23 protein-coding genes, 2 tRNA genes and 1 rRNA gene are annotated in these 23,556 nt (G+C 56.5%); 18 read left to right on the top strand and 8 right to left on the bottom strand.

The genetic code is table 11. From position 1 onward, the window contains the following. The first annotated feature begins 165 nt into the window (after nt 1-165). The 3 genes from rrf (at nt 166) to dkgB (ending at nt 1,383) form a co-directional block, all read left to right on the top strand. A 5S ribosomal RNA gene (gene rrf, locus KHQ23_RS02050) occupies nt 166-281 on the top strand. A gap of 57 nt (nt 282-338) precedes the next feature. Further along, nucleotides 339-415: transfer RNA gene (locus KHQ23_RS02055), tRNA-Asp, on the top strand. Between the two features lie 164 nt (nt 416-579). Further along, nucleotides 580-1,383, top strand: a complete 804-nt coding sequence (dkgB, locus tag KHQ23_RS02060; protein WP_004191899.1) for a 2,5-didehydrogluconate reductase DkgB — start codon at nt 580-582, stop codon at nt 1,381-1,383. 45 nt (nt 1,384-1,428) lie between these two features. Here the strand turns inward: dkgB and yafC are convergent, their stop codons facing one another. Further along, nucleotides 1,429-2,334 (bottom strand): DNA-binding transcriptional regulator YafC, encoded by a 906-nt coding sequence (yafC, locus tag KHQ23_RS02065; RefSeq protein ID WP_002889616.1) that lies wholly within the window; start codon nt 2,332-2,334, stop codon nt 1,429-1,431. Between the two features lie 104 nt (nt 2,335-2,438). Here yafC and KHQ23_RS02070 point away from each other — a divergent pair, with 104 nt between their 5' ends. The 3 genes from KHQ23_RS02070 to KHQ23_RS02080 all read left to right on the top strand — a co-directional run bounded on the left by KHQ23_RS02070 (nt 2,439) and on the right by KHQ23_RS02080 (nt 5,391). Then, nucleotides 2,439-3,629 (top strand): MFS transporter, encoded by a 1,191-nt coding sequence (locus KHQ23_RS02070; RefSeq protein WP_073553778.1) that lies wholly within the window; start codon nt 2,439-2,441, stop codon nt 3,627-3,629. A gap of 102 nt (nt 3,630-3,731) precedes the next feature. After that, nucleotides 3,732-4,529: an endonuclease/exonuclease/phosphatase family protein gene (locus tag KHQ23_RS02075; protein ID WP_002889629.1), complete on the top strand. Its 798-nt coding sequence runs from the start codon at nt 3,732-3,734 to the stop codon at nt 4,527-4,529. Nucleotides 4,530-4,620: 91 nt separating this feature from the next. Next, nucleotides 4,621-5,391 carry a class I SAM-dependent methyltransferase gene (locus tag KHQ23_RS02080; protein ID WP_011977684.1) on the top strand — a complete coding sequence of 257 codons (771 nt, stop codon included), beginning with the start codon at nt 4,621-4,623 and terminating at the stop codon, nt 5,389-5,391. Between the two features lie 57 nt (nt 5,392-5,448). Here KHQ23_RS02080 and mltD read toward each other — a convergent pair whose 3' ends face one another. Together mltD and gloB are read right to left on the bottom strand one after the other, a co-directional pair. Continuing rightward, on the bottom strand, nt 5,449-6,816 hold the full coding sequence (gene mltD, locus KHQ23_RS02085) for a murein transglycosylase D (protein WP_004210407.1): 1,368 nt from the start codon (nt 6,814-6,816) through the stop codon (nt 5,449-5,451). A 71-nt stretch (nt 6,817-6,887) separates the two neighbouring features. Continuing rightward, nucleotides 6,888-7,643 carry a hydroxyacylglutathione hydrolase gene (gene gloB / locus KHQ23_RS02090; RefSeq protein WP_004145833.1) on the bottom strand — a complete coding sequence of 252 codons (756 nt, stop codon included), beginning with the start codon at nt 7,641-7,643 and terminating at the stop codon, nt 6,888-6,890. 32 nt (nt 7,644-7,675) lie between these two features. Here gloB and KHQ23_RS02095 point away from each other — a divergent pair, with 32 nt between their 5' ends. Further along, nucleotides 7,676-8,398: a class I SAM-dependent methyltransferase gene (locus KHQ23_RS02095; protein WP_002889685.1), complete on the top strand. Its 723-nt coding sequence runs from the start codon at nt 7,676-7,678 to the stop codon at nt 8,396-8,398. Here KHQ23_RS02095 and rnhA read toward each other — a convergent pair. Further along, nucleotides 8,395-8,862, bottom strand: coding sequence for a ribonuclease HI (rnhA, locus tag KHQ23_RS02100; protein ID WP_002889686.1), 468 nt, complete (start codon nt 8,860-8,862; stop codon nt 8,395-8,397). The two genes, KHQ23_RS02095 and rnhA, sit on opposite strands and share 4 nt — an antisense overlap. 64 nt (nt 8,863-8,926) lie before the next feature. Between rnhA and dnaQ the strand changes: the two genes are divergently transcribed. Further along, nucleotides 8,927-9,658, top strand: a complete 732-nt coding sequence (dnaQ, locus tag KHQ23_RS02105) for a DNA polymerase III subunit epsilon (RefSeq protein WP_021441235.1) — start codon at nt 8,927-8,929, stop codon at nt 9,656-9,658. A 133-nt stretch (nt 9,659-9,791) separates the two neighbouring features. After that, nucleotides 9,792-9,868 (top strand) — tRNA-Asp (locus KHQ23_RS02110). Between the two features lie 59 nt (nt 9,869-9,927). Here KHQ23_RS02110 and KHQ23_RS02115 read toward each other — a convergent pair. Beyond that, on the bottom strand, nt 9,928-10,809 hold the full coding sequence (locus KHQ23_RS02115; protein WP_009485142.1) for a LysR family transcriptional regulator: 882 nt from the start codon (nt 10,807-10,809) through the stop codon (nt 9,928-9,930). 103 nt (nt 10,810-10,912) lie between these two features. Here KHQ23_RS02115 and eamB point away from each other — a divergent pair, with 103 nt between their 5' ends. Continuing rightward, nucleotides 10,913-11,503, top strand: coding sequence for a cysteine/O-acetylserine transporter (gene eamB, locus KHQ23_RS02120; RefSeq protein ID WP_002889688.1), 591 nt, complete (start codon nt 10,913-10,915; stop codon nt 11,501-11,503). A 30-nt stretch (nt 11,504-11,533) separates the two neighbouring features. On the opposite strand, the gene KHQ23_RS02125 is transcribed toward eamB, so the two are convergent. After that, on the bottom strand, nt 11,534-12,304 hold the full coding sequence (locus tag KHQ23_RS02125; protein ID WP_032435252.1) for an amidohydrolase: 771 nt from the start codon (nt 12,302-12,304) through the stop codon (nt 11,534-11,536). Nucleotides 12,305-12,482: 178 nt separating this feature from the next. After that, complete coding sequence (fadE, locus tag KHQ23_RS02130; protein WP_032434097.1) at nt 12,483-14,927, bottom strand: acyl-CoA dehydrogenase FadE; 2,445 nt, start codon at nt 14,925-14,927, stop codon at nt 12,483-12,485. A gap of 239 nt (nt 14,928-15,166) precedes the next feature. Here fadE and lpcA point away from each other — a divergent pair, with 239 nt between their 5' ends. Then, on the top strand, nt 15,167-15,748 hold the full coding sequence (gene lpcA / locus KHQ23_RS02135) for a D-sedoheptulose 7-phosphate isomerase (protein ID WP_004145825.1): 582 nt from the start codon (nt 15,167-15,169) through the stop codon (nt 15,746-15,748). Between the two features lie 74 nt (nt 15,749-15,822). After that, nucleotides 15,823-16,590, top strand: coding sequence for a class II glutamine amidotransferase (locus tag KHQ23_RS02140; protein ID WP_002889696.1), 768 nt, complete (start codon nt 15,823-15,825; stop codon nt 16,588-16,590). Here the strand turns inward: KHQ23_RS02140 and dpaA are convergent. Then, nucleotides 16,561-17,301 (bottom strand): peptidoglycan meso-diaminopimelic acid protein amidase, encoded by a 741-nt coding sequence (gene dpaA, locus KHQ23_RS02145; protein WP_002889699.1) that lies wholly within the window; start codon nt 17,299-17,301, stop codon nt 16,561-16,563. The genes KHQ23_RS02140 and dpaA overlap by 30 nt on opposite strands. Before the next feature lie 411 nt (nt 17,302-17,712). Between dpaA and KHQ23_RS02150 the strand changes: the two genes are divergently transcribed. From KHQ23_RS02150 to nqrF, 6 genes are read left to right on the top strand one after another with little or no spacing between them, the layout of a single operon-like run. After that, nucleotides 17,713-19,056, top strand: a complete 1,344-nt coding sequence (locus tag KHQ23_RS02150; protein ID WP_002889702.1) for a Na(+)-translocating NADH-quinone reductase subunit A — start codon at nt 17,713-17,715, stop codon at nt 19,054-19,056. A gap of 3 nt (nt 19,057-19,059) precedes the next feature. Then, complete coding sequence (locus KHQ23_RS02155) at nt 19,060-20,298, top strand: NADH:ubiquinone reductase (Na(+)-transporting) subunit B (protein WP_004147186.1); 1,239 nt, start codon at nt 19,060-19,062, stop codon at nt 20,296-20,298. Further along, the gene (locus KHQ23_RS02160; protein WP_004177336.1) at nt 20,291-21,085 is read left to right on the top strand and encodes a Na(+)-translocating NADH-quinone reductase subunit C; all 795 of its coding nucleotides are present in this window, start codon (nt 20,291-20,293) and stop codon (nt 21,083-21,085) included. Before KHQ23_RS02155 ends, KHQ23_RS02160 begins: the two co-directional genes overlap by 8 nt. Then, nucleotides 21,078-21,716, top strand: coding sequence for an NADH:ubiquinone reductase (Na(+)-transporting) subunit D (locus tag KHQ23_RS02165; RefSeq protein ID WP_002889716.1), 639 nt, complete (start codon nt 21,078-21,080; stop codon nt 21,714-21,716). Before KHQ23_RS02160 ends, KHQ23_RS02165 begins: the two co-directional genes overlap by 8 nt. Nucleotides 21,717-21,722: 6 nt before the next feature. Next, on the top strand, nt 21,723-22,319 hold the full coding sequence (gene nqrE, locus KHQ23_RS02170) for an NADH:ubiquinone reductase (Na(+)-transporting) subunit E (RefSeq protein ID WP_032434098.1): 597 nt from the start codon (nt 21,723-21,725) through the stop codon (nt 22,317-22,319). Nucleotides 22,320-22,331: 12 nt separating this feature from the next. Next, the gene (gene nqrF, locus KHQ23_RS02175; RefSeq protein WP_002889720.1) at nt 22,332-23,555 is read left to right on the top strand and encodes an NADH:ubiquinone reductase (Na(+)-transporting) subunit F; all 1,224 of its coding nucleotides are present in this window, start codon (nt 22,332-22,334) and stop codon (nt 23,553-23,555) included. The last annotated feature ends 1 nt before the right edge of the window (nt 23,556 follow it).

The raw sequence follows: 23,556 nt of genomic DNA on the forward strand, positions 1-23,556 counted from the left end.
ATTGAGAGAATTTTCAGCTCTGATTCAGAGTCCGAAGGATTTTGCGCTGAGACAAGGCGGCAAACGACGCGATGGAAGGAGCATACATAAGTATGTGACTGACACTCGCGAGAGCAGCCAACGCAGTATGAGCGCAAAAGACACAGGACGAGCACAAAGAATTTGCCTGGCGGCACTAGCGCGGTGGTCCCACCTGACCCCATGCCGAACTCAGAAGTGAAACGCCGTAGCGCCGATGGTAGTGTGGGGTCTCCCCATGTGAGAGTAGGGAACTGCCAGGCATCAAATTGCAGTAAGCCGGGGTGACAACCGGTGGTAATAAAGCGAAGAAATTCGGTGGAGCGGTAGTTCAGTCGGTTAGAATACCTGCCTGTCACGCAGGGGGTCGCGGGTTCGAGTCCCGTCCGTTCCGCCACTTATTAAGAGCCCTGAGCATTTGCTCAGGGCTTTTTTGTTTGAGCTGTTCTCTATTATTGCTAATTCAGCAAAAATCCTCTGCATTAATCGCTCTTTTTCCCCTCCACACCATCAGCCATAATTTCATCCGTTAACCGAAATGAAGAAATAACGAGGAAAATCATGGCAATCCCTGCATTTGGTCTTGGCACCTTCCGTCTGAAAGATGATGTTGTTATCGCATCCGTAAAAACCGCGCTGGAGCTGGGCTATCGTGCTATCGACACCGCGCAAATCTATGACAACGAAGCCGCGGTGGGTCAGGCTATCGCCGAAAGCGGCGTGCCGCGTGATGAGCTGTTCATCACTACCAAAATCTGGATCGAGAACCTGAGCAAAGACAAACTCATCGCCAGCCTGCAAGAAAGTCTGCAGAAGCTGCGCACGGACTATGTTGACCTGACGCTCATCCACTGGCCGTCACCGAACGATGCGGTTGCCGTTGAAGAGTTTATGGCAGCCCTGATGGAAGCGAAGAAGCTGGGTCTGACCCGTCAGATTGGTATCTCCAACTTCACTATTCCACTGATGGAGCGCGCGATCGCCGCCGTTGGCGCTGAAAACATTGCGACCAACCAGATTGAACTCTCGCCGTATCTGCAAAACCGTAAAGTCGTCGACTGGGCACGTGAGCACGGCATCCACATCACCTCTTACATGACGCTGGCTTATGGTAAGGCGCTGAAAGATGAAGTGATTGCCCGTATCGCGGCGAAACATAATGCGACTCCGGCGCAGGTTATCCTGGCATGGGCGATGGGCGAGGGGTACGCGGTGATCCCGTCCTCGACGAAGCGTGATAACCTGGCCAGCAACCTGAAGGCGCTGGATCTGCAGTTGGATGATGAAGATCGACAGGCGATCGCTGCGCTGGATTGCAACGATCGGCTGGTGAGCCCGGAAGGTCTGGCGCCGCAGTGGGATTAATCACTCGCTGCCGGTATGCCGTTCGCCCTGCCGCCCGAGAAGGTATTACGACAGCTCCTTCGGGAGCTGTTTTACGTGGTCGCTCAGAAAATCAATAAATGCCCTGATGCGAGTGCTGACCGCCCGGTCGCTGTAATAGACGGCACTGAAAGGCATTTCCACCGGTAAGCGCTTATCGGCCAGTAGCTCGACAAACTCTCCGCTGGCAATCTCTTTATCCACCATGTAATCCGACAGGCAGGCAATACCGTTGCCGGTCAGGCACAGCTGCTTGAGCGTTTCGCCGCTATTGGATGACACCGCCGCTTCGATCTCTAACAGCTGGCCATCGCAACAGGAGACCGGCCAGGTATTCAGCGATACCGGCTCGGTGAAGCCGAGGCAGTGATGCTGTTTCAGATCGGACGGATGCTGCGGCATACCGTAGCGCGCGACATAGTCGGGCGAGGCGACGATCTTACGATAGCTGGTAAACAGCGGTCGGGCGCGCAGGCTAGAATCCGTTAAGGTCCCGGCCCGAATGGCCACATCCACTTTCCGTTCAATCAGATTGATAAACGTCTCAGACGAGACGAGCGACAGCGTCATTTCCGGGTAGCGCTCGCGAAATGGCTTCACCAGCGGCATGAGAAAATGCAGCATCACCGGCGTCGCGGCATCTACCCGCAGCAGGCCCCGCGGCGTCGTGCGCGTCTCCAGCAGATCGTTCTCTGCCGCCGCCATTTCCTGCAAGACCACCTGCATCCGGCGAAAATAGCGCTCGCCTTCTTCTGTCAGGCTGAGCTGTCGGGTGGTCCGATTGAGCAGGCTTACGCCTAGCTTTGATTCCAGCTTTTTGACCGCCCGGCTGACGGCGGAGTTGGCCTGTCCGAGCTGCTCGGCCGCCCGGCTGAAACTCCCGCTTTCCACCACCGCCACAAAGATGGCGATCTCCTCTGATGTGGCTCTCATTATTGCACCTATAGCAAAATTCTATTGATACTTTGATGGTTTTTGTTATTTATACAACCCTTCATACTACGTGTCATCTTAATCCTGATGCTACGGAGTAAATTATGCCACTGGCGCTATTTGCCTTAACCATCGGTGCCTTCGCAATTGGCACCACTGAATTTGTGATTGTCGGCCTGGTCCCGACCATTGCTCAGCAACTCTCTATCTCCCTGCCTTCGGCGGGACTGCTGGTCTCTATCTACGCGCTGGGCGTGGCGATCGGCGCCCCGGTACTGACGGCGTTGACCGGGCGTATGCCGCGTAAACAGCTGCTGCTGGCGCTGATGGTGCTGTTTACGGCGGGTAACATACTGGCCTGGCAGGCCCCTGGCTATGAAACGCTGATCCTGGCGCGACTGCTGACTGGTCTGGCGCACGGCGTGTTCTTTTCTATCGGCTCGACAATCGCCACCAGCCTGGTGGCAAAAGAGAAAGCAGCCTCGGCCATCGCCATTATGTTCGGTGGCCTGACGGTCGCGCTGGTGACCGGCGTTCCCTTTGGCACCTTTATTGGCCAGCATTTCGGCTGGCGGGAAACCTTCCTTGCGGTATCGATTCTCGGGGTGATTGCGCTAATCAGCAGTCTGATTCTGGTGCCGAATAATATTCCGGGCCGCGCCAGCGCCAGCCTGCGCGATCAGCTGAAAGTATTAACCCATCCGCGCCTGCTGATGATCTACGCCATTACCGCGCTGGGCTATGGCGGCGTGTTTACCACTTTTACCTTCCTGGCGCCGATGATGCAGGAGCTGGCCGGCTTCAGCCCGTCAGCGGTGAGCTGGATCCTGCTGGGCTATGGTGTCTCGGTGGCTATAGGTAACGTGTGGGGCGGCAAACTGGCCGATAAGCATGGCGCCGTCTCCGCGCTGAAGTTTATCTTCGCCGCGCTGGTGCTACTGCTGCTGGTCTTCCAGCTGACCGCCAGCGTTCACTATGCCGCGCTGGCGACAGTGCTGGTGATGGGCGTTTTCGCCTTCGGCAACGTGCCGGGTCTGCAGGTCTATGTGGTGCAAAAAGCAGAGCAGTATACCCCGGGGGCTGTCGACATCGTTTCCGGCCTGAATATTGCCGCCTTTAACGTCGGCATCGCGCTGGGGTCGATCGTCGGTGGACAGACGGTCGAGCGGTACGGTCTGGCGCAGACGCCGTGGATTGGCGCGATGATTGTGCTGGTCGCTTTGCTGTTGGTGGTCCTGAGCGGACGTTTAGATAAATTGCCACGCCGTTCGGCAGCGCTTTCTCCCGAAGGCTAAGGGTTTCTCGCAATTTGCATTGAAAGTGTATGGGAAAATCCCTATAACAGAATAACCAGTCGTCGTCGGGCTGGTTTCTGTTATCGAGGATTAATGCCCAAATTGCGAAAGAACACCTACGCCATGCGCTATGTCGCCGGACAACCTGCGGAGAGAATATTGCCTCCGGGGGCGTTTGCGGGCGTGAGTCCGGTTTATCCCGCCGGTACGCCATTAAGCAGCGATGAGAAGATCCGCGTGCTGGTATGGAATATCTTCAAGCAGCAGCGCGCAGAGTGGCAGTCGGTCCTCAAAAATTTCGGCAAAGATGCGCATTTGGTCCTGTTGCAGGAGGCGCAAACTACCCCAGAACTGGTCCGGTTCGCGACTTCAAACTATCTGGCCGCCGATCAGGTGCCGGCGCTGGTATTGCCGCAGCATCCTTCCGGCGTAATGACGCTGGCCTCCGCGCACCCCATCTATTGCTGTCCGCTGCGCGAGCGCGAGCCTATTTTGCGATTGCCGAAATCGGCGTTAGTGACCGTTTATCCGCTGCCGGATGCGCGGTTGTTGATGGTAGTCAATATCCATGCCGTCAACTTTAGCCTTGGCGTCGACGTCTACAGCAAACAGCTGCTGCCAATTGGCGATCAGATCGCCCATCACAGCGGGCCGGTGATCATGGCTGGCGACTTCAATGCCTGGAGCCGGCCGCGGATGAATGCGCTGTACCGCTTTGCGCGTGAGATGTCGTTACGCGAAGTTCGTTTCTCAGACGATCAGCGCCGCCGCGCGTTTGGTCGTCCCCTCGATTTTGTGTTCTACCGTGGGTTAAGCGTGCACGATGCTTCCGTGCTGGTGACCCGCGCCTCCGACCACAACCCGCTACTAGTCGAATTCAGTCCCGGCAAGCCTGATTAATTTAAGGTTGGTCAGGCCTGCCATGGGGCAGGCCTGCGCATGCATGGTGCTGCCTTTTATTACTCAAAAAAAACCGTAAGGACAAGACAACATGACAACACGCTCTCACCATGACAACGTCGAAAAGCAGTTCGGCTCCCAGGCCAGCGCCTATCTGACCAGCGCCGTACACGCCTCTGGTCGCGATCTGCAGCGGCTGGCGGAACGGCTGGCTGATTTTCCTCAGGCGAAAGTGCTGGATATGGGCTGCGGGGCAGGGCACGCCAGTTTTACCGCGGCGGGACAGGTTGCCGAGGTGACCGCCTATGATTTATCGAGCCAGATGCTGGAGGTCGTTGCCGCCGCGGCAAAGGAGAAAGGTTTTAGCAATATCGTGACCCAGCAAGGGTACGCCGAAACGCTGCCGTTCGCTGATGTCAGCTTTGATGTGGTGATTAGCCGCTACTCCGCTCACCACTGGCATGACGTTGGCCAGGCGCTGCGTGAGGTGAAACGTGTTCTCAAGCCGGGCGGGGTGATTATCATGATGGACGTGATGTCGCCGGGTCATCCGGTACGTGATGTCTGGCTGCAGACGGTGGAAGCCCTGCGCGACACCTCGCATGTGCGTAATTATTCCAGCGGCGAGTGGTTGACGCTGGCGACTGAAGCGGGGCTGGTGGTTAACCAGTTGTTGACCGATCGCCTGCCGCTGGAGTTCAGTTCATGGGTGGCGCGGATGCGTACTCCTGAGCCGCTGGTGGAGGCGATTCGCTTATATCAGCAGAGCGCTTCGGCGGAGGTCAAAGCGTACTTCGAGTTACAGGAGGACGGATCGTTTACCAGCGATACCATTCTGTTCGAAGCGCATAAAGCGGTTTAATTTAGGCAACAAAAAAGGCACCGGGGAAGTCGGTGCCTTTTTGTCGAACCAGAGGTATCAGGACTCTGGTCGATCGTTATTTTTCACAAACAACGTTAGCTGATCGCCTGGGCGCAGGTTGTCGGTATCGCTGTTCCAGCGCATCACGTCGCGAATATTAACGCCGTGACGTTTGGCGATGCTCGACAGCGAATCGCCTTTACGAACGCGATAGGTGATGCTATCGCTGTTGTTCGCCAGACGCTGGGCGCTGCTGCCTGCGCCAATAACCAGATTCTGCCCAACCTTTAATCCAGAGCCGCGCAGGTTATTCCACTGCTGCAGATCGCGGGTCGTCACACCAAGACGGGAAGCAATCCCGGAAATGGTGTCGCCGGAACGCACCTTATAGCTACGGCTGGTCAGCGGCGTATTGTCCGCGAGCTGCGTCGGCTGCACGGCGGCAATGTCGCCAGAGGCCAGCGATTCACGCAGCTGTGCGGCGTGCTTCTGCGGCACCATGACGTACTTTGGCCCGCTCGCGCCCAGCGTTGACCCTTTTACGCCCGCATTGAACGTCTTCAGCTTGCTGACCGGCATACCGGCCATGTCCGCGAGCTGAGAAATATCAACCGGACTGTCGAGGCGAACGCGCGCCAGCGCACGGCTTTCATCAGCCGTAGGCAGCTTTACGCCGTAACGTTTGCTGTTTTTGAGAATGTCGCTCAATGCCAGCATTTTCGGGACGTAGATTTTCGTTTCATGCGGCAGAGACAGCGACCAGAAATCGGTGGGTTTGCCACGCGAACGGTTCGCTTTTACTGCCTTCATGACCCGGCCTTCGCCGCTGTTATAGGCTGCGACCGTTAACAACCAGTCGCCGTCGAACATTTTGTTCAGACGTTGCATCATGTCCAGCGCCGCGGTAGTAGACGCGACGACATCACGACGCGCATCGTAACTGCGGGTCTGTTTTAAACCATAATTGCGCCCTGTGCTCGGAATGATCTGCCAAATGCCTGCGGCATTGGCGCCAGACGTCGCGTGTGGGTCAAAAGCGCTCTCCACTATGGGTAGTAATACCAGTTCCATTGGCATGTTACGTTTCTTAACCTGCCCGGCTATCCAGTACATATACGGCTCTGCCCGTAAAGTTACATCGTGGAGATAGCTCTTATTTCTTAAGTACTTCTGTTTCTGTTCGCGAATCCGGGGATTATCCGGTATTCCCATCTTTAGCTCGTCGCCTATAGAAGTCCACAGATCCTGGTCTTGCGCGTAGAAGGTTCCATCATCTAACCAGCGCGCTTGACTTGTGAACTTGCCTGCTTCCCCTTGACCAGCCGCAGAAAGGCTCTGTGCTCGCTGTTCGACGGTGCCATCGTGCTTAGACGCCTGGCACCCCACCAGCAGGACAGAGGCGAGTAATATCGCTCGTGCCTTCATGTGTGTGTCAATAGTTGCTTAAAAGACGACCAAGGATAACGGCGAAGTTGGCCGATGACAAGAATTAAATATCAGAAGTCATCTTTCTTTGACCTTAACCATGCAAATCGCGCCACAGAGTGTTGCAAATTTGTTTCTTTGTTAATTTTATCAATTAAATCAATATCATTTACGCGTAAAAATAAATTTATACGCCGCTCATTTTTCAGAGTTACGGGTAGTGTTTTTTGTTTTTTTGCACGTAACTCATTAACTTTATGATAGTAATCGTTTATGTCCCTATCATCTGGCAGGATACTCAATGCAAACTTCATATTCGCTAACGTATATTCATGTGCGCAACATATGAGGGTTTCTTCAGGAAGGGCATTAATTTTCATAAATGATTGATACATCTGCTCTGCTGTACCTTCGAACAGCCTTCCGCAGCCGCCGGAAAACATCGTATCGCCACAGAACAGATAAGGTTCGCTGTAGTAACAGATATGTCCTAATGTGTGACCTGGCGTAGAGAAAATGGAAAAATCGTGCCCGAGAATTGACAGCCGATCGCCATCGCCTACCACCTGAGTGACGCCTTTATCCTGGGTTTCCGCCGGCCCGTAAACCACTATAGAAGGGAATTTTTCACGTAATTGTTTTACGCCGCCGACGTGATCCTGATGATGATGGGTCAATAAAATAGCCTCGGGCTGCCACTGGTTTTCCTCGATGGCCGCCAGAACCGGCGCGGCTTCGCCTGGATCTACGATGATGCAGCGGCCGTTATTCTCACTGAGAACCCAGATGTAGTTGTCCTGAAACGCGGGAATACTGATAAGATTCATAAATTACCTCTAAAGCGTAGCGGAAGGTGGCAATGAAGCCGGCAAGGATACCTCACACAGTGACAGCGCCTGAGCATTGGTCCAGTATGCCGTGGGGCGAATACTATCGCGAAACGCTGGAGCAGCAGATGAAACCGTGGCTGGCTAAATTATATGGCTTTCATCTGCTTAAGATTGGCAATCTGAGCGCGGAAATCAATACCGAAGCTTGCGCCATCTCGCACCAGGTGAATGTCTCGCTGGCGGGAAATCCAATGCAGGTCCGGGCTGACCCGCTGCATTTACCCTTTGCCGAAAAGTCCGTTGACGCCTGCCTGCTGGCGCACACCCTGCCGTGGTGTAGCGATCCGCATCGTCTGCTGCGGGAAGCCGATCGTGTACTGATCGATGATGGCTGGATGATCCTGACCGGGTTTAATCCGGTGAGCCTGATGGGGTTGCGTAAGCTGGTGCCGGTCCTGCGCAAAGGAACGCCTTATAATAGCCGTATGTTTACGCTGATGCGCCAGCTGGACTGGCTGGCGCTGCTCAACTTTGAAGTGCTGCACTATGGACGTTACCAGGTTTTGCCCTGGTCGCGCCATGGCGGCAAATTGTTGAGCACCCATCTGCCGGCGCTGGGCTGTTTGCAATTGATTGTCGCCCGCAAACGGACCATTCCGCTGACGCTCAATCCGATGAAATCCGGCAAAGCGAAAACTCAGCTGCGGCCGGCGGTGGGCGCCACCCGGCAGTGGCGCAAAGGGCAGAATTAACTCTCAGGCAGGTAGCCGACATCGTCCAGTGTGGGGTGGGAGGCCGCCGCGCGCGCCAGCTCGTCGCAGCGTTCATTTTCAGGATGGCCGGCATGGCCCTTTACCCATTCCCATTTAATTTTATGCTGGCCAAGCGCGGCGTCCAGCCGCTGCCAGAGGTCGACATTTTTCACCGGCTTTTTCTCTGCCGTTTTCCAGCCGCGCTTTTTCCAGTTGTGGATCCACTGGGTGATCCCCTGACGAACATACTGGCTGTCAGTGCTGAGCACCACTTCGCAATGCTCTTTTAACGCTTCCAGGGCAACAATTGCCGCCATCAGTTCCATGCGGTTATTGGTGGTCAGACGGTAGCCAGCGCTGAAGGTTTTTTCGTGCTGGCGGTAGCGCATGATGGCGCCGTAGCCGCCAGGTCCTGGATTACCCAGGCAAGAGCCGTCGGTGAAAATTTCTACCTGTTTGAGCATCTCTGGTAGACTTCCTGTAATTGAAATCGATTTGTAAACGATAAGTCTGACATAAATGACCGCTATGAGCACTGCAATTACGCGCCAGATTGTTCTCGATACCGAAACCACCGGTATGAACCAGATCGGGGCACACTACGAAGGACACAAGATCATTGAGATCGGCGCCGTGGAGGTGATCAACCGCCGCCTGACCGGTAACAATTTTCACGTCTATCTGAAACCCGATCGGCTGGTGGATCCTGAAGCATTCGGCGTACACGGGATCGCCGATGAGTTCCTGCTGGATAAACCTACCTTTGCCGACGTGGCTGATGAGTTTATGGATTACATCCGCGGCGCGGAGCTGGTGATCCATAACGCCTCGTTCGATATCGGCTTTATGGATTATGAATTCAGTAAGCTAAACCGCGGCATCGGAAAAACCGAGACCTTTTGTAAAATCACCGACAGTTTGGCGCTGGCGCGGAAAATGTTTCCAGGCAAGCGCAACAGCCTCGATGCGCTATGTTCGCGTTACGAAATAGACAACAGCAAGCGTACGCTGCACGGGGCGTTGCTCGATGCCCAGATCCTTGCCGATGTCTATTTGATGATGACCGGCGGCCAGACTTCGATGGCGTTCTCTATGGAAGGCGAAAGCCAGCAGCAGGCGGGAGAGTTGGGAATTCAGCGCGTCGTCCGCGCCGGCAGTCAGTTACGCGTGGTTTATGCCTCAGATGAAGAACTGGCGAACCATGAATCCCGCCTCGACCTGGTACAAAAGAAAGGCGGAAGCTGCCTGTGGCGTGCCTGATAGCCACTAAAATGAATTAAAAATAGGCGGTTGGGTGATTTTTGCAGCAAACGATTCAAAATGGTAGAAAAAGCGTTGACGGGGTAGAGGGGAATCCGTAATATTCGCCTCGTTCCCAACGGAACAACAACGCGGAGCGGTAGTTCAGTCGGTTAGAATACCTGCCTGTCACGCAGGGGGTCGCGGGTTCGAGTCCCGTCCGTTCCGCCACTATTCAGAAAGCCTGAGTCAGCAATGATTCAGGCTTTCGTCGTTTTCGTCGCCGAATTTCAGCGCACCTCTTGTTCCTCCTGCATGCACTGCATAAATACCCGCATCGCCGGACTGATAGCCTTCCCGGCATGGTGGGCGCAGAGCGCATGGATCGTCAACGGCGTCTCGCTGAATGGCAGCTCAACCAGCGTCCCGCGCTTGAGCTCGTCCTCCACCGCAAAGCGTGGCAGAAAACTCACTCCCAGATTTCCCGCCACGCACTGCTTGATACTCTCAATACTCCACAGCTCAATGGTGTTCTCCAGAGTAATTTCGCGCTGGCGCAGGGTGCTTTCAAAAATCTGCCGGAACACGCACTGGGGTTCGTTGATGATAAAGCTCAGCGGGATATGCTGCCGCGGGCGCATGAAGTCTACCGGCGCCTGCTCGACCGATGCGACCAGCGTCAGCGACTGCTGGCCAAGCTCCATTATCGTGAGCGCGTCATCGTTACCCACCCGGTAAAACACACCCAAATCGACCTCGTCGGCAAGCAACGCATCGCGGATGCTGTAGCAGTTGAGCGACTGCAGCGACAGGCGCACTTTCGGAGCGCGTTGCTTAAAACGCTGCAGCACCCGCGGCATTTTATACGCCAGCAGCGTTTCGCCAGTGGCGACGCGAAGTTCGCCGCCGGGCTCATCGTCCTGGCGTGCCGCCTGACGAATCGAGGCCATCACTTTAGTCAGGTCGTAGACATGCGGCAGGAGCTTCTTACCGGCGGCGGTGAGACACATCCGCCGGCCGATTTTCTCAAACAGCGGGATGGCAAGCTCCTGCTCCAGCTGCTGGATATGAAAAGTCACGGTGGACTGAGTGCAGCATAGTTTCTGCGCCGCGCGCAGAAAGGAACCTTCTTCGACAACAGTTTTGAAGGTGATGAAGCGTCGCAGATCCATATTTCCTCTTTGTATCGATATTATCGAAGCGAGAATGAAAAAATATTCATTTTTTTAAATTATCAGCTTCGGGTAGTGTCTGCCAGACAAGAGGAGAAAACCCGTGACACCTACCCTGATTAGCGCCTTTTTAACTTACACTTTGATCACCGCCCTGACACCCGGGCCCAACAATATCCTGGCGCTGAGCAGCGTCACCTCCCATGGTCTACGCCGCAGCCTGCGGGTGCTGGCCGGGATGAGCGTCGGGTTTATTATCACTATGTTGATTTGCGCGGCTTTAACCTTTTCGCTGGTTGAACTCGACTCACGCTTTACCCTGGTATTGGGATGGATTGGCGCGGCGTACATCCTGTGGCTGGCCTGGCAGATTGCCAAAAGCAAACCGGCGACAGGGATGCCGAGTGTAGAACCGGTAGGCTTTTGGGCAAGTCTGGGGCTGCAGTTCGTCAACGTTAAAATTATTCTGTATGGCATCACCGCGCTTTCTACCTTTGTTCTGCCCGTTACTCGCGAGCCTGTTTGGCTTATCAGCGTGAGTCTGCTGCTGGCGGCGATTGGCGCGCTGGGAAATCTGTGCTGGGCGCTGGCGGGGCATCTGTTTCAGCGCCTGTTTTTGCTGTACGGGCGGCAACTGAACTGGATGCTGGCAGCGTTATTGGTCTACTGTGCTGTGCGGATCGTGGTGGAATAAAAAGGGAGCGCAGCGGCTCCCGAAGGGTGATTAGCCGATCGTGAAAGGATCGGCATCGCGCCAGGCGGGGAATTTTTCACGATATTCCTGAAGGGCGCTCAGCGACAGCTCGGCATCAAGACGAGTGGCCTGATGCGGATCGGCGGTGGCGATAATCTCCCCCTGGGGATTGATAATCCGACTATCGCCGCGGTAATGATGGCCGTTGCCGTCAGTGCCAACCCGGTTACAGCCGGCGACATAGGACTGGTTTTCAATCGCGCGGGCGATCAGCAGCGACTGCCAGTGCAGCGAGCGCGGCGCCGGCCAGTTGGCGACATACAGCGCCAAATCATAGTCGTTCTGATTACGCGACCATACCGGAAAGCGCAGGTCGTAACAGACCAGCGGCAGGATCCGCCATCCACGCCATTCAAAGACCACGCGCTGGTTTCCGGCCTCATAGTGATGATGTTCATCGGCCATACGGAACAGGTGCCGTTTATCATAATGGTGCACCGTACCGTCAGGCTCGACCAGCAGGAAGCGGTTAACAGCGCCGTGTTCAGTTTGCAGCGCAGCGCTGCCGGCAATCAGCGCCTGGGATTGCGCGGCCCGGGCATGCATCCACTCCACCACGTCGGCCTCGGGTAAAGACTGTTTTGCCGCTTCCATGGCAAAGCCGGTGGTAAACATCTCTGGTAAAACAATCACATCGCGCCCGGTGATTCCTTCCAGTTGGCGATCAAAATGGCGCAGGTTGGCAGGGCCGTCCATCCAGACCAGCGGTTGTTGCAACAGCGAAATTTTCAGGCCAGGCACAATGGTCAACTCCATTCTCATGAGGGGGTTAGGTTAACTGTAACACCATATCAGCCGCGCGGCGGTCCGCGGAATATTTTGTTAAAAAAATGCTACTGATGGAAACGAAAGGGGAGGAGAGGGCGAAAAAAAGGCGGGGAAAGTTCCCCGCCCGGCGTGTGATGTGGTAGTGGTTTTATTATGCAGCTTCAACTTTACGAACTTTTTCCGGCAGCTTTACCGGCTTTGTCGCCAGCTCCTCTGGCGCAAAGTCGTCGACGTTAATGCTGCGCAGACGGCTATGCTCTGCACGGGTAAGAATGGCGGCCTCATCCTGACTGATTAATCCTTTGGCCAGCGCGTTGTGGGCCAGCTCATCCAGACGGGTGAACGGCAGATTTTTACCCAACTCTTTGCAGATCCGCTGGTGGATAGGATCGGCCGCCATCACTTCCAGCAGGGCCTCTTCCAGCAGGCCTACCGGGTTATGCTCGCTCGGCGTCAGATACTGACCGCGGCCGATGCGGGAGCGCGTGGCGCTGGGCACCTGCAGAATTTTGGCAACCTGGTGGTCCAGCCTATCCGACGGCGCATGATGATGACGGCCGGTCGGGAAGATGACCAGGCGCATTACGCCTGCCACCAGACGGTTCGGGAAATTGTCCAACAGATCGTCAATGGCTTGCTCGGCCTGGTGCAGCGCGTCCTGTACCCCCCAGTGAACCAGCGGCAGATCGGCTTCATTGCGTCCTTCATCGTCATAGCGTTTCAGCACCGCCGAGGCCAGGTACAGCTGGCTTAACACATCCCCCAGACGGGCGGAGATACGTTCGCGTCGCTTGAGGCTGCCGCCGAGCACCGCCATTGAGACGTCTGACAGCAGTGCCAGGTTGGCGCTCAGACGGTTCATTTGCTGATAGTAGCGACGGGTGGCGTCACGGGTCGGCGCGCTGCTGGTGCGCCCGCCGGTCAGGCCCAGCCAGAAACTCCGCACTTTATTACTGCCGACATGGCCGATGTGTTTGAGCAGCAGCTTGTCATAGGCGTTCAGGTCATTATTCTGCGCGGCGGCCATCTCCTCCAGTACGTACGGATGGCAGCGAATCGCCCCCTGACCGAAGATCATCATGCTGCGGGTCAGAATGTTTGCGCCTTCCACGGTGATGGCGATAGGCGCGCCCTGATAGGCCCGGGCGAGGAAGTTGCCTTCGCCCAGCATAATGCCTTTCCCGCCGGTAATATCCATCGCGTCGATAATGGAGCGCTGGCCGCGGTGGGTGCAGTGATATTTCACGATAGCGGACAGCACTGCAGGTTTCTCGCCGAGCATGATGCCGTAGGTGATCAGCGACGCCGCAGCGTCCATCACATAGGCGTTACCGGCGATACGCGCCAGCGCCTCTTCAATCCCTTCCATTTTGCCGATGGAGATTTTGAACTGGCGGCGAATATGGGCGTAAGCGCCAGTCGCCATGGCAACGGATTTCAGACCACCGGTGGCGTTGGACGGCAGAGTAATACCGCGGCCGACCGATAGACATTCAACCAACATGCGCCAGCCCTGACCGGCCATGCTTGGGCCGCCGATGATGTAATCGATAGGCACGAAGATATCTTTGCCGCGGGTTGGACCGTTCTGGAACGGCACATTCAGCGGGAAGTGGCGACGGCCGATTTCCACGCCCGGGGTGGAGGTGGGGATCAGCGCGCAGGTGATACCCAGCTCTTCTTCTCCGCCCAGCAAACGATCCGGGTCAGAGAGTTTGAAAGCCAGCCCCAGCACGGTGGCGATAGGCGCCAGCGTGATATAACGTTTGTTCCAGGTCAGGCGCATCCCCAGCACCTGTTGACCCTGCCAGTCGCCCATGCACACCACGCCGGTATCCGGGATGGCGCCGGCGTCAGAGCCCGCTTCCGGGCTGGTGAGAGCGAAGCAAGGGATTTCCAGGCCGCGTGCCAGACGCGGCAGATAATGATTCTTCTGTTCTTCGGTACCGTAATGCTGCAGCAGTTCGCCCGGACCCAGCGAGTTCGGGACGCCGACGGTGATCGCCAGGATGCCGGAGACGCCAGAGAGTTTCTGCAGTACTCGTGCCTGAGCGTAAGCGGAGAACTCAAGTCCGCCATACTCTTTCTTAATGATCATCGCGAAGAAGCGGTGCTCTTTCAGATAGGCCCACAGCTCCGGCGGCAGATCGGCCATTTCGTGGGTGATGGCGAAGTCGTTAGCCATCCGGCAGGCTTCTTCAACTGGGCCGTCGAGGAAAGCTTGCTCTTCGGCGGTCAGCCGCGGCTGCGGATAGTTATGTAACTTTTGCCAGTCAGGATTGCCGCGAAACAGATCGCCTTCCCACCAGGTGGTGCCGGCGTCGATGGCTTCTTTTTCCGTGCGCGACATCGGCGGCATCACCTTGCGGAATGTGCGAAACGCCGGTGCGGAAATCATGGATTTACGCATAGGCGCAAAGTTAAACGGCAACAGTATGATCGCCAGCGGCAGCAGCAGCCAGATATTCCACACTCCGGCCGCGCCGAGCGCCGCGGTCCAGGCGAGCAAAATCACGCTGCTGAGCAGCAGGCTGACCCGGTGATAGAAGAGCGCGCCGAGTAAAACGACGGTTGCAACAATACTCAAAATCATCATAGAGAAATGCTCCCTGAGCTTGTAGGAGGTCTGACCACTTGTGATGTATTGGTTGTAGTGCATGCGTTTTTATTTAGCAATGTGTTTACAAAATAATTACAACCTTGCTCACATTGTTGTATGCAAAAGCGGCACATAAAATCAAAAGAGCGAGGGATAACGCTGCCTGCTGCTTCTCGCTTCGACGGCTATCCGGTACACTGCCGGGGTTATTCCACTCATACTGAAGGATTATCCTCATGTACCAGGATCTTATTCGTAACGAACTGAACGAAGCCGCGGAAACGCTGGCTAACTTTCTGCAGGACGAAGCTAATATCCATGCTATCCAGCGTGCCGCTGTCCTGCTGGCGGATAGCTTTAAGGCGGGTGGGAAAGTGCTGTCCTGCGGTAACGGCGGTTCCCATTGCGATGCGATGCATTTTGCGGAAGAGCTGACCGGACGTTATCGCGAAAACCGCCCGGGTTACCCGGCCATCGCGATCTCCGACGTCAGCCACCTCTCCTGCGTGAGCAATGATTTTGGCTATGAGTATGTGTTCTCCCGCTACGTTGAATCCGTTGGCCGCGCAGGCGATGTGCTGCTCGGTATCTCCACGTCTGGCAACTCCGGCAACGTGATTAAGGCCATTGAGGCCGCGCGGGCGCAGGGGATGAAAGTGATCACCCTGACCGGTAAAGACGGCGGTAAAATGGCCGGTAGTGCTGATGTGGAAATTCGCGTGCCGCACTTTGGCTACGCCGACCGCATCCAGGAGATCCATATCAAAGTGATCCACATTCTGATTATGCTGATCGAAAAAGAGATGGCGAAAGGCTAACAGGCAGGTGAGTGTGTACTGTTGACGGTGGCCTCGCTCCGGCGCCGTCGTGATTTGTGAGGGTGAGGTGATCTATGTGCGAACTGCTCGGGATGAGCGCCAATGTGCCAACCGATATCTGTTTTAGCTTTACCGGGCTGGTGCAGCGCGGCGGCGGGACGGGGCCGCATAAAGACGGCTGGGGCATCACCTTCTATGAAGGTAAAGGCTGTCGCACATTCAAGGATCCCCAGCCGAGCTTTCAGTCGCCGATCGCGAAACTGGTTCAGGATTACCCCATTAAGTCCTGTTCCGTCGTCGCCCATATTCGTCAGGCCAACCGCGGGAGGGTGGCCCTGGAGAACACCCATCCCTTCACCCGCGAACTGTGGGGGCGCAACTGGACCTATGCGCACAATGGGCAGCTAAAAGGCTATAAGTCGCTGAAAACCGGTAATTTTCATCCGGTAGGTGAAACCGACAGTGAAAAAGCGTTTTGCTGGCTGCTGCACCGTTTAACCGAGCGCTATCCGCGCACGCCGGGCAATATGCTGGGCGTTTTCAAGTATATCGCCACCCTCGCGGGTGAACTACGTGAGAAAGGGGTGTTCAACATGCTGCTGTCGGACGGGCGCTACGTAATGGCGTTCTGCTCGACCAATCTGCACTGGATCACCCGGCGAGCGCCGTTCGGCGTGGCAAAACTGCTGGACCAGGATGTGGAGATCGACTTTCAACGCGAGACCACACCCAACGATGTGGTCACGGTTATCGCCACGCAGCCGCTGACGGCCAATGAAACCTGGCATAAGATCATGCCAGGCGAGTGGGCGTTATTTTGTCTCGGGGAGCGTGTAGTTTGAGGCCAGCTGCGGCTGGACAACCTCGTGGCTGAGCGGCTTGCTCACCACATAGCGGCCGTCGGTCACTGATACGACCGGCGGTTTGTGGGTCTGCTGGAAATAGTCATAGCCAGGCTTGAGCTGTTTCCAGAAATCCGCGTAGTAGGAGTATTTGTGGCGTTCCATGTTGGCGTTGGTCATGCGGAACGGATAGATACTCACCTGCACGCTTGGCTGGCCGAAGACTAAAGCGCCGGTCACGAACTGGAAGATCTCATCGATACCGCTGTCGGTCATGGCGTAGCAGCCGACTGAGACGCAGTCGCCGTGGATCATCAGGTATTTCCCTTCATAACCATGGGCGCGATCGTAGGCGTTCGGGAAGCCGATGTTAATCGCTTTATAGAAGCGGCTGTCGGGTTTGAGCTGGCTGCGGGTGACGTTATAGAACCCTTCCGGACTCTTGAAATCGCCCTGGCGCTGTTTCGGACCGAGGCCACCGGAGTAGTTGCAGATCCGGTAGCTGTCGAGGAGCTGGTAGGTCTCACCCATTTTGACGTAAAGGTCGAGCATGCGCTCTTCTTTAAAGATCTCAATGTAAACCGGTGAACCCATTAATTGCTGCTTATATTCTTTGCTTACCGGCGTTGTCGGGCTGTTGCTGCTGAGCAGCCCGGCAAATGACACGCACGGCAACAGAAGCATCGCAATAAATAATGCGATTTTGCGCATACTGCTTGTTCCTTGATAAAACAAAATAGCCACATTGCCAGGACGGCAAGAGAGACCCGAAATCAGAGTTTTCTGGATTTAGAGCGCTCACATTAGCATCACGGCATTTTTTCGCAAGGGCGACGTGGCGGCGTTTACAAATCAGCCTCACTTTATACCCTGCCAGCGACGAAAACACAGTGAGAACTTTGCGCAATAGCTCGCATTTTAGAAGCACTTATCGCCCCTTGCGCTACAGCCGCCGCTCACGAAATGTTACACTTGCGCCGGTTCATTATCAGAGTAAGAAAGGATGCTTCTCTTCCGTCCTGAGCGCTACTGGCGCCGTTTCGCCCTTTCTTCTCTGCCATTCTGTCAATAAGCTGGCCCTGACCTGCGTCGGGGTTGAGGTTACGGATACCTGCTAACGATATGATTAAAATCACGAAAGGGCTGGATTTGCCCATAGCTGGCATGCCATTACAGCAGATTTCTCCCGCGCCAGCGGTGAAGCGTGTCGCGCTACTCGGCGAAGAGTACGTTGGCATGCGTCCCGCGATGGCGGTTAAAGAAGGCGATCGGGTCAAAAAAGGTCAGATCCTGTTCGAAGATAAAAAGATCCCTGGCGTCTGCTTTACCGCCCCGGCGAGCGGGATCGTCAGCGCGATCCACCGCGGCGAACGGCGCGTGTTGCAGTCGGTGGTGATTGATATCGAGGGCAATGACGCGGTGGCGTTTACCCGTTACGCCGCGGACGCGCTGGCCGAACTGCCGCGCGACACCGTACAGCAGCAGCTGCTGGCGTCGGGCCAATGGACGGCGCTGCGTACCCGACCGTTCAGCAAAACGCCGCTCCCGGGGAGCACGCCCGCCGCTATCTTTGTTAACGCCATGGACACCAATCCGCTGGCGGCGGAGCCGCAGCCGATTATTCTGGCCGAACGTGCCGCCTTCGACGCCGGTCTTACCGTGCTCACGCGCTTGACCGACGGGAAAGTGCACGTCTGCCAGCCCAGCGGCGGCAAGCTGGGCGGTCATCCTCTCGGCCAGGTCTGTTTCAATCAGTTCAGTGGGCCGCACCCGGCGGGGCTGCCGGGAACGCATATTCACTTTCTGGAGCCGGTGAGCCTGAATAAGCAGGTCTGGCACCTCAATTATCAGGACGCGATCGCCATTGGTAAGCTTTTCCTCGACGGGGAGCTCTACTGCGAACGGATAATTGCGCTCGGCGGCCCGCAGGTAACATCTCCGCGGCTGGTCAAAACGACGCTCGGCGCCAGCCTGGAGGATCTGCTGGCAGGTGAGCTGCAGGAGGGGGAAAACAGGGTCATTTCCGGCTCGGTGCTTAGCGGCGCCCGCGCCCATGGCCCTCACGCCTTCCTGGGGCGCTTCCATCTGCAGGTGAGCGTGGTCAAAGAAGGGCGGGAAAAAGAGCTCTTCGGCTGGGTGATGCCGGGCAAAGAGAAATTCTCGATTACCCGCACCACGCTGGGCCATTTCTTCAAGCGCAAGCGCTTTCATTTTTCCACCGATACCAACGGCGGCGAGCGGGCGATGGTGCCGATCGGCAACTACGAGCGGGTGATGCCTCTGGATATCCTGCCGACCATACTGCTGCGCGATCTGCTGGCCGGAGACACCGACAGCGCTCAGGCGCTGGGCTGTCTGGAGCTGGATGAAGAAGATCTGGCGCTGTGCACCTATGTTTGCCCTGGAAAGTATGAATATGGCCCGGCGCTGCGCAGCGTGTTAACCCGGATTGAGCAGGAAGGATAAGAGATGGGCTTAAAGCACCTGATTGAGAAACTTGAGCCGCATTTCACGCATGGCGGCAAGCTGGAAAAATATTACCCGCTGTATGAGGCGGCGGCGACCATCTTCTACACGCCGGGCCAGGTAACCCGCGGCGCGGCGCACGTGCGCGACGCCATCGACCTGAAGCGGATGATGATCCTCGTGTGGTTTGCCGTATTCCCGGCGATGTTCTGGGGCATGTACAACGTTGGGCTGCAGACCATTCCGGCGCTGCACAAGCTATACGGCGCCGAACAGCTGCAGCAGGCGATCGCCAACAACTGGCACTACAGCGTCGCCCAGTGGTTAGGGGTGAGCTTCAGTGCCGACGCCGGCTGGCTGAGCATGATGACCCTGGGCGCGGTCTTCTTCCTGCCGATCTATATTACCGTTTTTATCGTCGGCGGCTTCTGGGAAGTGCTGTTCGCGATTGTGCGCAAGCATGAGATTAACGAAGGTTTTTTCGTTACCTCTATTCTCTTCGCGCTGATTGTGCCGCCCACGCTGCCGCTGTGGCAGGCGGCGCTGGGGATCTCCTTCGGCGTGGTGATCGCCAAAGAGATTTTCGGCGGCACCGGGCGCAACTTCCTCAACCCGGCGCTGGCGGGGCGCGCGTTCCTGTTCTTCGCCTATCCGGCGCAGATTTCCGGCGATCTCGTATGGACCGCGGCGGACGGTTTCTCCGGCGCCACGCCGCTCTCCCAGTGGGCCAGCGGCGGCGGTGAAGCGCTGGTGAACGTGGCGACTGGCGTGCCGGTGAGCTGGATGGACGCCTTCCTCGGCAATATTCCCGGCTCAATTGGCGAAGTGTCAACGCTGATGATCTTCATCGGCGGGGCGATCATCCTCTTTGGCCGCGTCGCGTCCTGGCGCATCGTCGCCGGGGTAATGATCGGCATGATCGCCACCGCCACCCTGTTTAACGTTATCGGCTCCGACACCAACCCGATGTTCGCTATGCCATGGTACTGGCATCTGGTGCTCGGCGGTTTCGCCTTCGGGATGATGTTTATGGCGACGGACCCGGTATCCGCCTCGTTTACCGATAAAGGGAAATGGAGTTACGGGGTGCTGATCGGCGTGATGTGCGTGCTGATCCGCGTGGTGAACCCGGCTTATCCGGAAGGGATGATGCTGGCGATCCTCTTCGCCAACCTCTTCGCACCGCTGTTCGATTATCTGGTGGTGCAGGCCAATATTAAGCGGAGGAAGTCGCGTGGCTGAGAAGAAAAGTAACGATAGCATCGGCAAAACGCTGCTGGTGGTGCTGGTGCTTTGTCTGGTCTGCTCCATCGTGGTGGCGGGCTCGGCCGTGGGGCTGAAATCCCGCCAGCAGGCGCAGCGGGCGTTGGATAAGCAGCGCAATATCCTGGCAGTGTCAGGGCTGATGCACCCCGGTATGGATGCGGATGCGGTAGCGGACACCTTCGCGGCGCGCATTACCCCGCGACTGGTGAATCTGGCCACCGGCGAACTGCTGGAGAAAGACCCGGGTAAATTTAATCAGGCTCAGGCGCTGAAGGATCCGCAGCAGAGTATGGCCCTGGATGCCAGTCAGGATCCGGCAGGTATAAAGCGACGCAGTAATCTGGCGGAAATTTACCTGGTGCGCGACGCGCAGCAGAAGATTGAGCAGGTGGTGCTGCCCATTTATGGCAACGGCCTGTGGTCGATGATGTATGCCTTCGTGGCGTTGGACGTCGATGGCCGCACGGTAAAAGGCATTACTTACTACGATCAGGGCGAAACGCCGGGGCTGGGCGGCGAGGTGGAAAACCCGAACTGGCGCCAGCAGTTTGTCGGCAAGCAGGTGCTGGATGACAACGGCATGCCGGCGCTGAAGGTGGTAAAAGGCGGCGCGCGCGCAGGCGATCTCCACGCGGTTGACGGTTTATCCGGCGCCACGCTGACGTCCAATGGCGTACAGCATAGCTTTGATTTCTGGATGGGCGAACTGGGCTTTGGTCCGTTCCTGAAAAAGGTTCGTGAGGGAGAGCTGAATAATGGCTGAACAGAGCGATATGAAAGAGGTGAAGCGCGTGCTGGTGGGGCCGCTCATCGCCAATAACCCCATCGCCCTGCAGGTGCTGGGCGTCTGCTCCGCACTGGCGGTAACCACCAAACTGGAAACCGCCTTCGTGATGACCATTGCGGTGACCCTGGTGACGGCGTTCTCCAGCATGTTTATCTCGATGATCCGCCACCATATTCCCAATAGCGTGCGCATCATCGTGCAGATGGCGATCATCGCCTCGCTGGTGATCGTGGTGGATCAGCTGCTGCGGGCTTTCGCCTATGAGACCTCCAAACAGCTGTCGGTATTCGTCGGGCTTATCATCACCAACTGCATCGTGATGGGCCGCGCCGAAGCCTACGCCATGAAGTCGCCGCCGCTGGCGAGCTTTATGGATGGTATTGGCAACGGTCTCGGCTATGGCGCGATCCTAATTATCGTCGGCTTCCTGCGCGAGCTTATCGGTAGCGGCAAGCTGTTCGGTATCACGGTGCTGGAAACGGTGCAGAACGGCGGCTGGTATCAGCCGAACGGCCTGTTCCTGCTGGCGCCGAGCGCGTTCTTCATTATCGGTTTGCTGATCTGGGCCCTGCGTAGCTGGAAGCCTGAGCAGCAGGAAAAGGAGTAATCGGTGATGGCTCATTACATCAGCCTGTTTGTCCGCGCGGTGTTCGTTGAGAACATGGCGCTGGCCTTCTTCCTCGGGATGTGCACCTTTCTTGCGGTGTCGAAAAAGGTCTCCACCGCCTTCGGCCTCGGCGTCGCGGTGACGGTAGTGCTGGGGCTTGCCGTGCCAATCAATAACCTGGTCTATAACCTGGTGCTGCGCGACGGCGCGCTGGTTGAGGGGGTGGATCTCAGCTTTCTTAACTTCATCACCTTTATCGGAGTGATCGCCGCGCTGGTGCAGATCCTCGAGATGATCCTCGATAAGTATTTTCCGGCACTGTACAACGCGCTGGGCATCTTCCTGCCGCTGATTGCGGTTAACTGTGCGATTTTCGGCGGCGTGTCGTTCATGGTGCAGCGCGATTACAACTTCCCGGAGTCCATCGTCTACGGCTTCGGCTCCGGCATTGGCTGGATGCTGGCGATCGTGGCGATGGCGGGGATCCGCCAAAAAATGAAGTACGCCAACGTGCCTGCCGGTTTGCGCGGGTTAGGGATCACCTTTATCACCACCGGACTAATGGCGCTGGGCTTTATGTCCTTCTCCGGCGTGCAGCTATAAGGGCGAATAAGTATGGAAATTATTCTTGGCGTCGTGATGTTCACGCTGATTGTGCTGGTGCTGTCGGGGCTTATCCTGGCAGCGCGCTCAAAGCTGGTGAACGCGGGCGACGTGGTTATTGAGATCAATAACGAAGCGGATAAACAGATCCGCACCCCTGCGGGTGACAAACTGCTGAACACGCTGTCCAGCAACGGGATCTTCGTCTCCTCCGCCTGCGGCGGCGGCGGCTCCTGCGGCCAGTGTCGGGTAACTGTTAAAGAGGGCGGCGGGGATATCCTGCCGACCGAGCTTTCGCATATTACCAAGCGGGATGCCAAAGCCGGTTGCCGTCTGGCCTGTCAGGTGGCGGTGAAGCAGAACATGAAGATTGAACTGCCGGAAGAGATTTTCGGCGTCAAAAAATGGGAGTGTGAAGTTATCTCTAACGATAACAAAGCCACTTTCATTAAAGAGCTCAAGCTGCGGATCCCGGAGGGGGAGGTGGTGCCGTTTCGCGCCGGGGGCTATATTCAGATTGAATGCCCGCCGCATAAAGTGGCCTATGCAGATTTTGATGTTCCCGATGAATACCGTTCAGACTGGGATAAGTTCAACCTGTTTCGCTATGTCTCTGAGGTGAAAGAGCCGACCCTGCGCGCCTACTCAATGGCTAACTATCCGGAAGAGAAGGGCATCATTATGCTCAATGTGCGCATCGCGACGCCGCCGCCGAAGGTCCCGGATGCGCCGCCGGGGATCATGTCATCCTATATCTGGTCGCTGAAGCCGGGCGATAAGGTGACGATTTCCGGGCCGTTTGGCGAGTTCTTTGCTAAAGAAACCGACGCCGAGATGGTGTTTATCGGCGGCGGCGCCGGGATGGCGCCGATGCGTTCGCATATTTTCGACCAGCTCAAGCGCCTGCACAGCACGCGCAAAATCAGCTTCTGGTACGGCGCCCGTTCGCTGCGCGAAATGTTCTACGATGAGGAGTTTGAACAGCTGGCGCGCGACAATCCAAACTTTACCTTCCACGTCGCGCTCTCCGATCCGCTGCCGGAAGATAACTGGACCGGGCATACCGGCTTTATTCATAACGTTCTGTACGAGAACTATCTACGCGATCACCCGGCGCCGGAAGACTGCGAGTTCTACATGTGTGGGCCGCCGGTAATGAACGCCGCGGTAATTAAGATGCTCAAAGATCTGGGCGTCGAGGACGAGAATATTCTCCTCGACGACTTTGGAGGCTGAC

The sequence above is a fragment of the Klebsiella sp. 64 genome, from assembly GCF_018223915.1.
GTDB lineage: Bacteria > Pseudomonadota > Gammaproteobacteria > Enterobacterales > Enterobacteriaceae > Klebsiella > Klebsiella pneumoniae.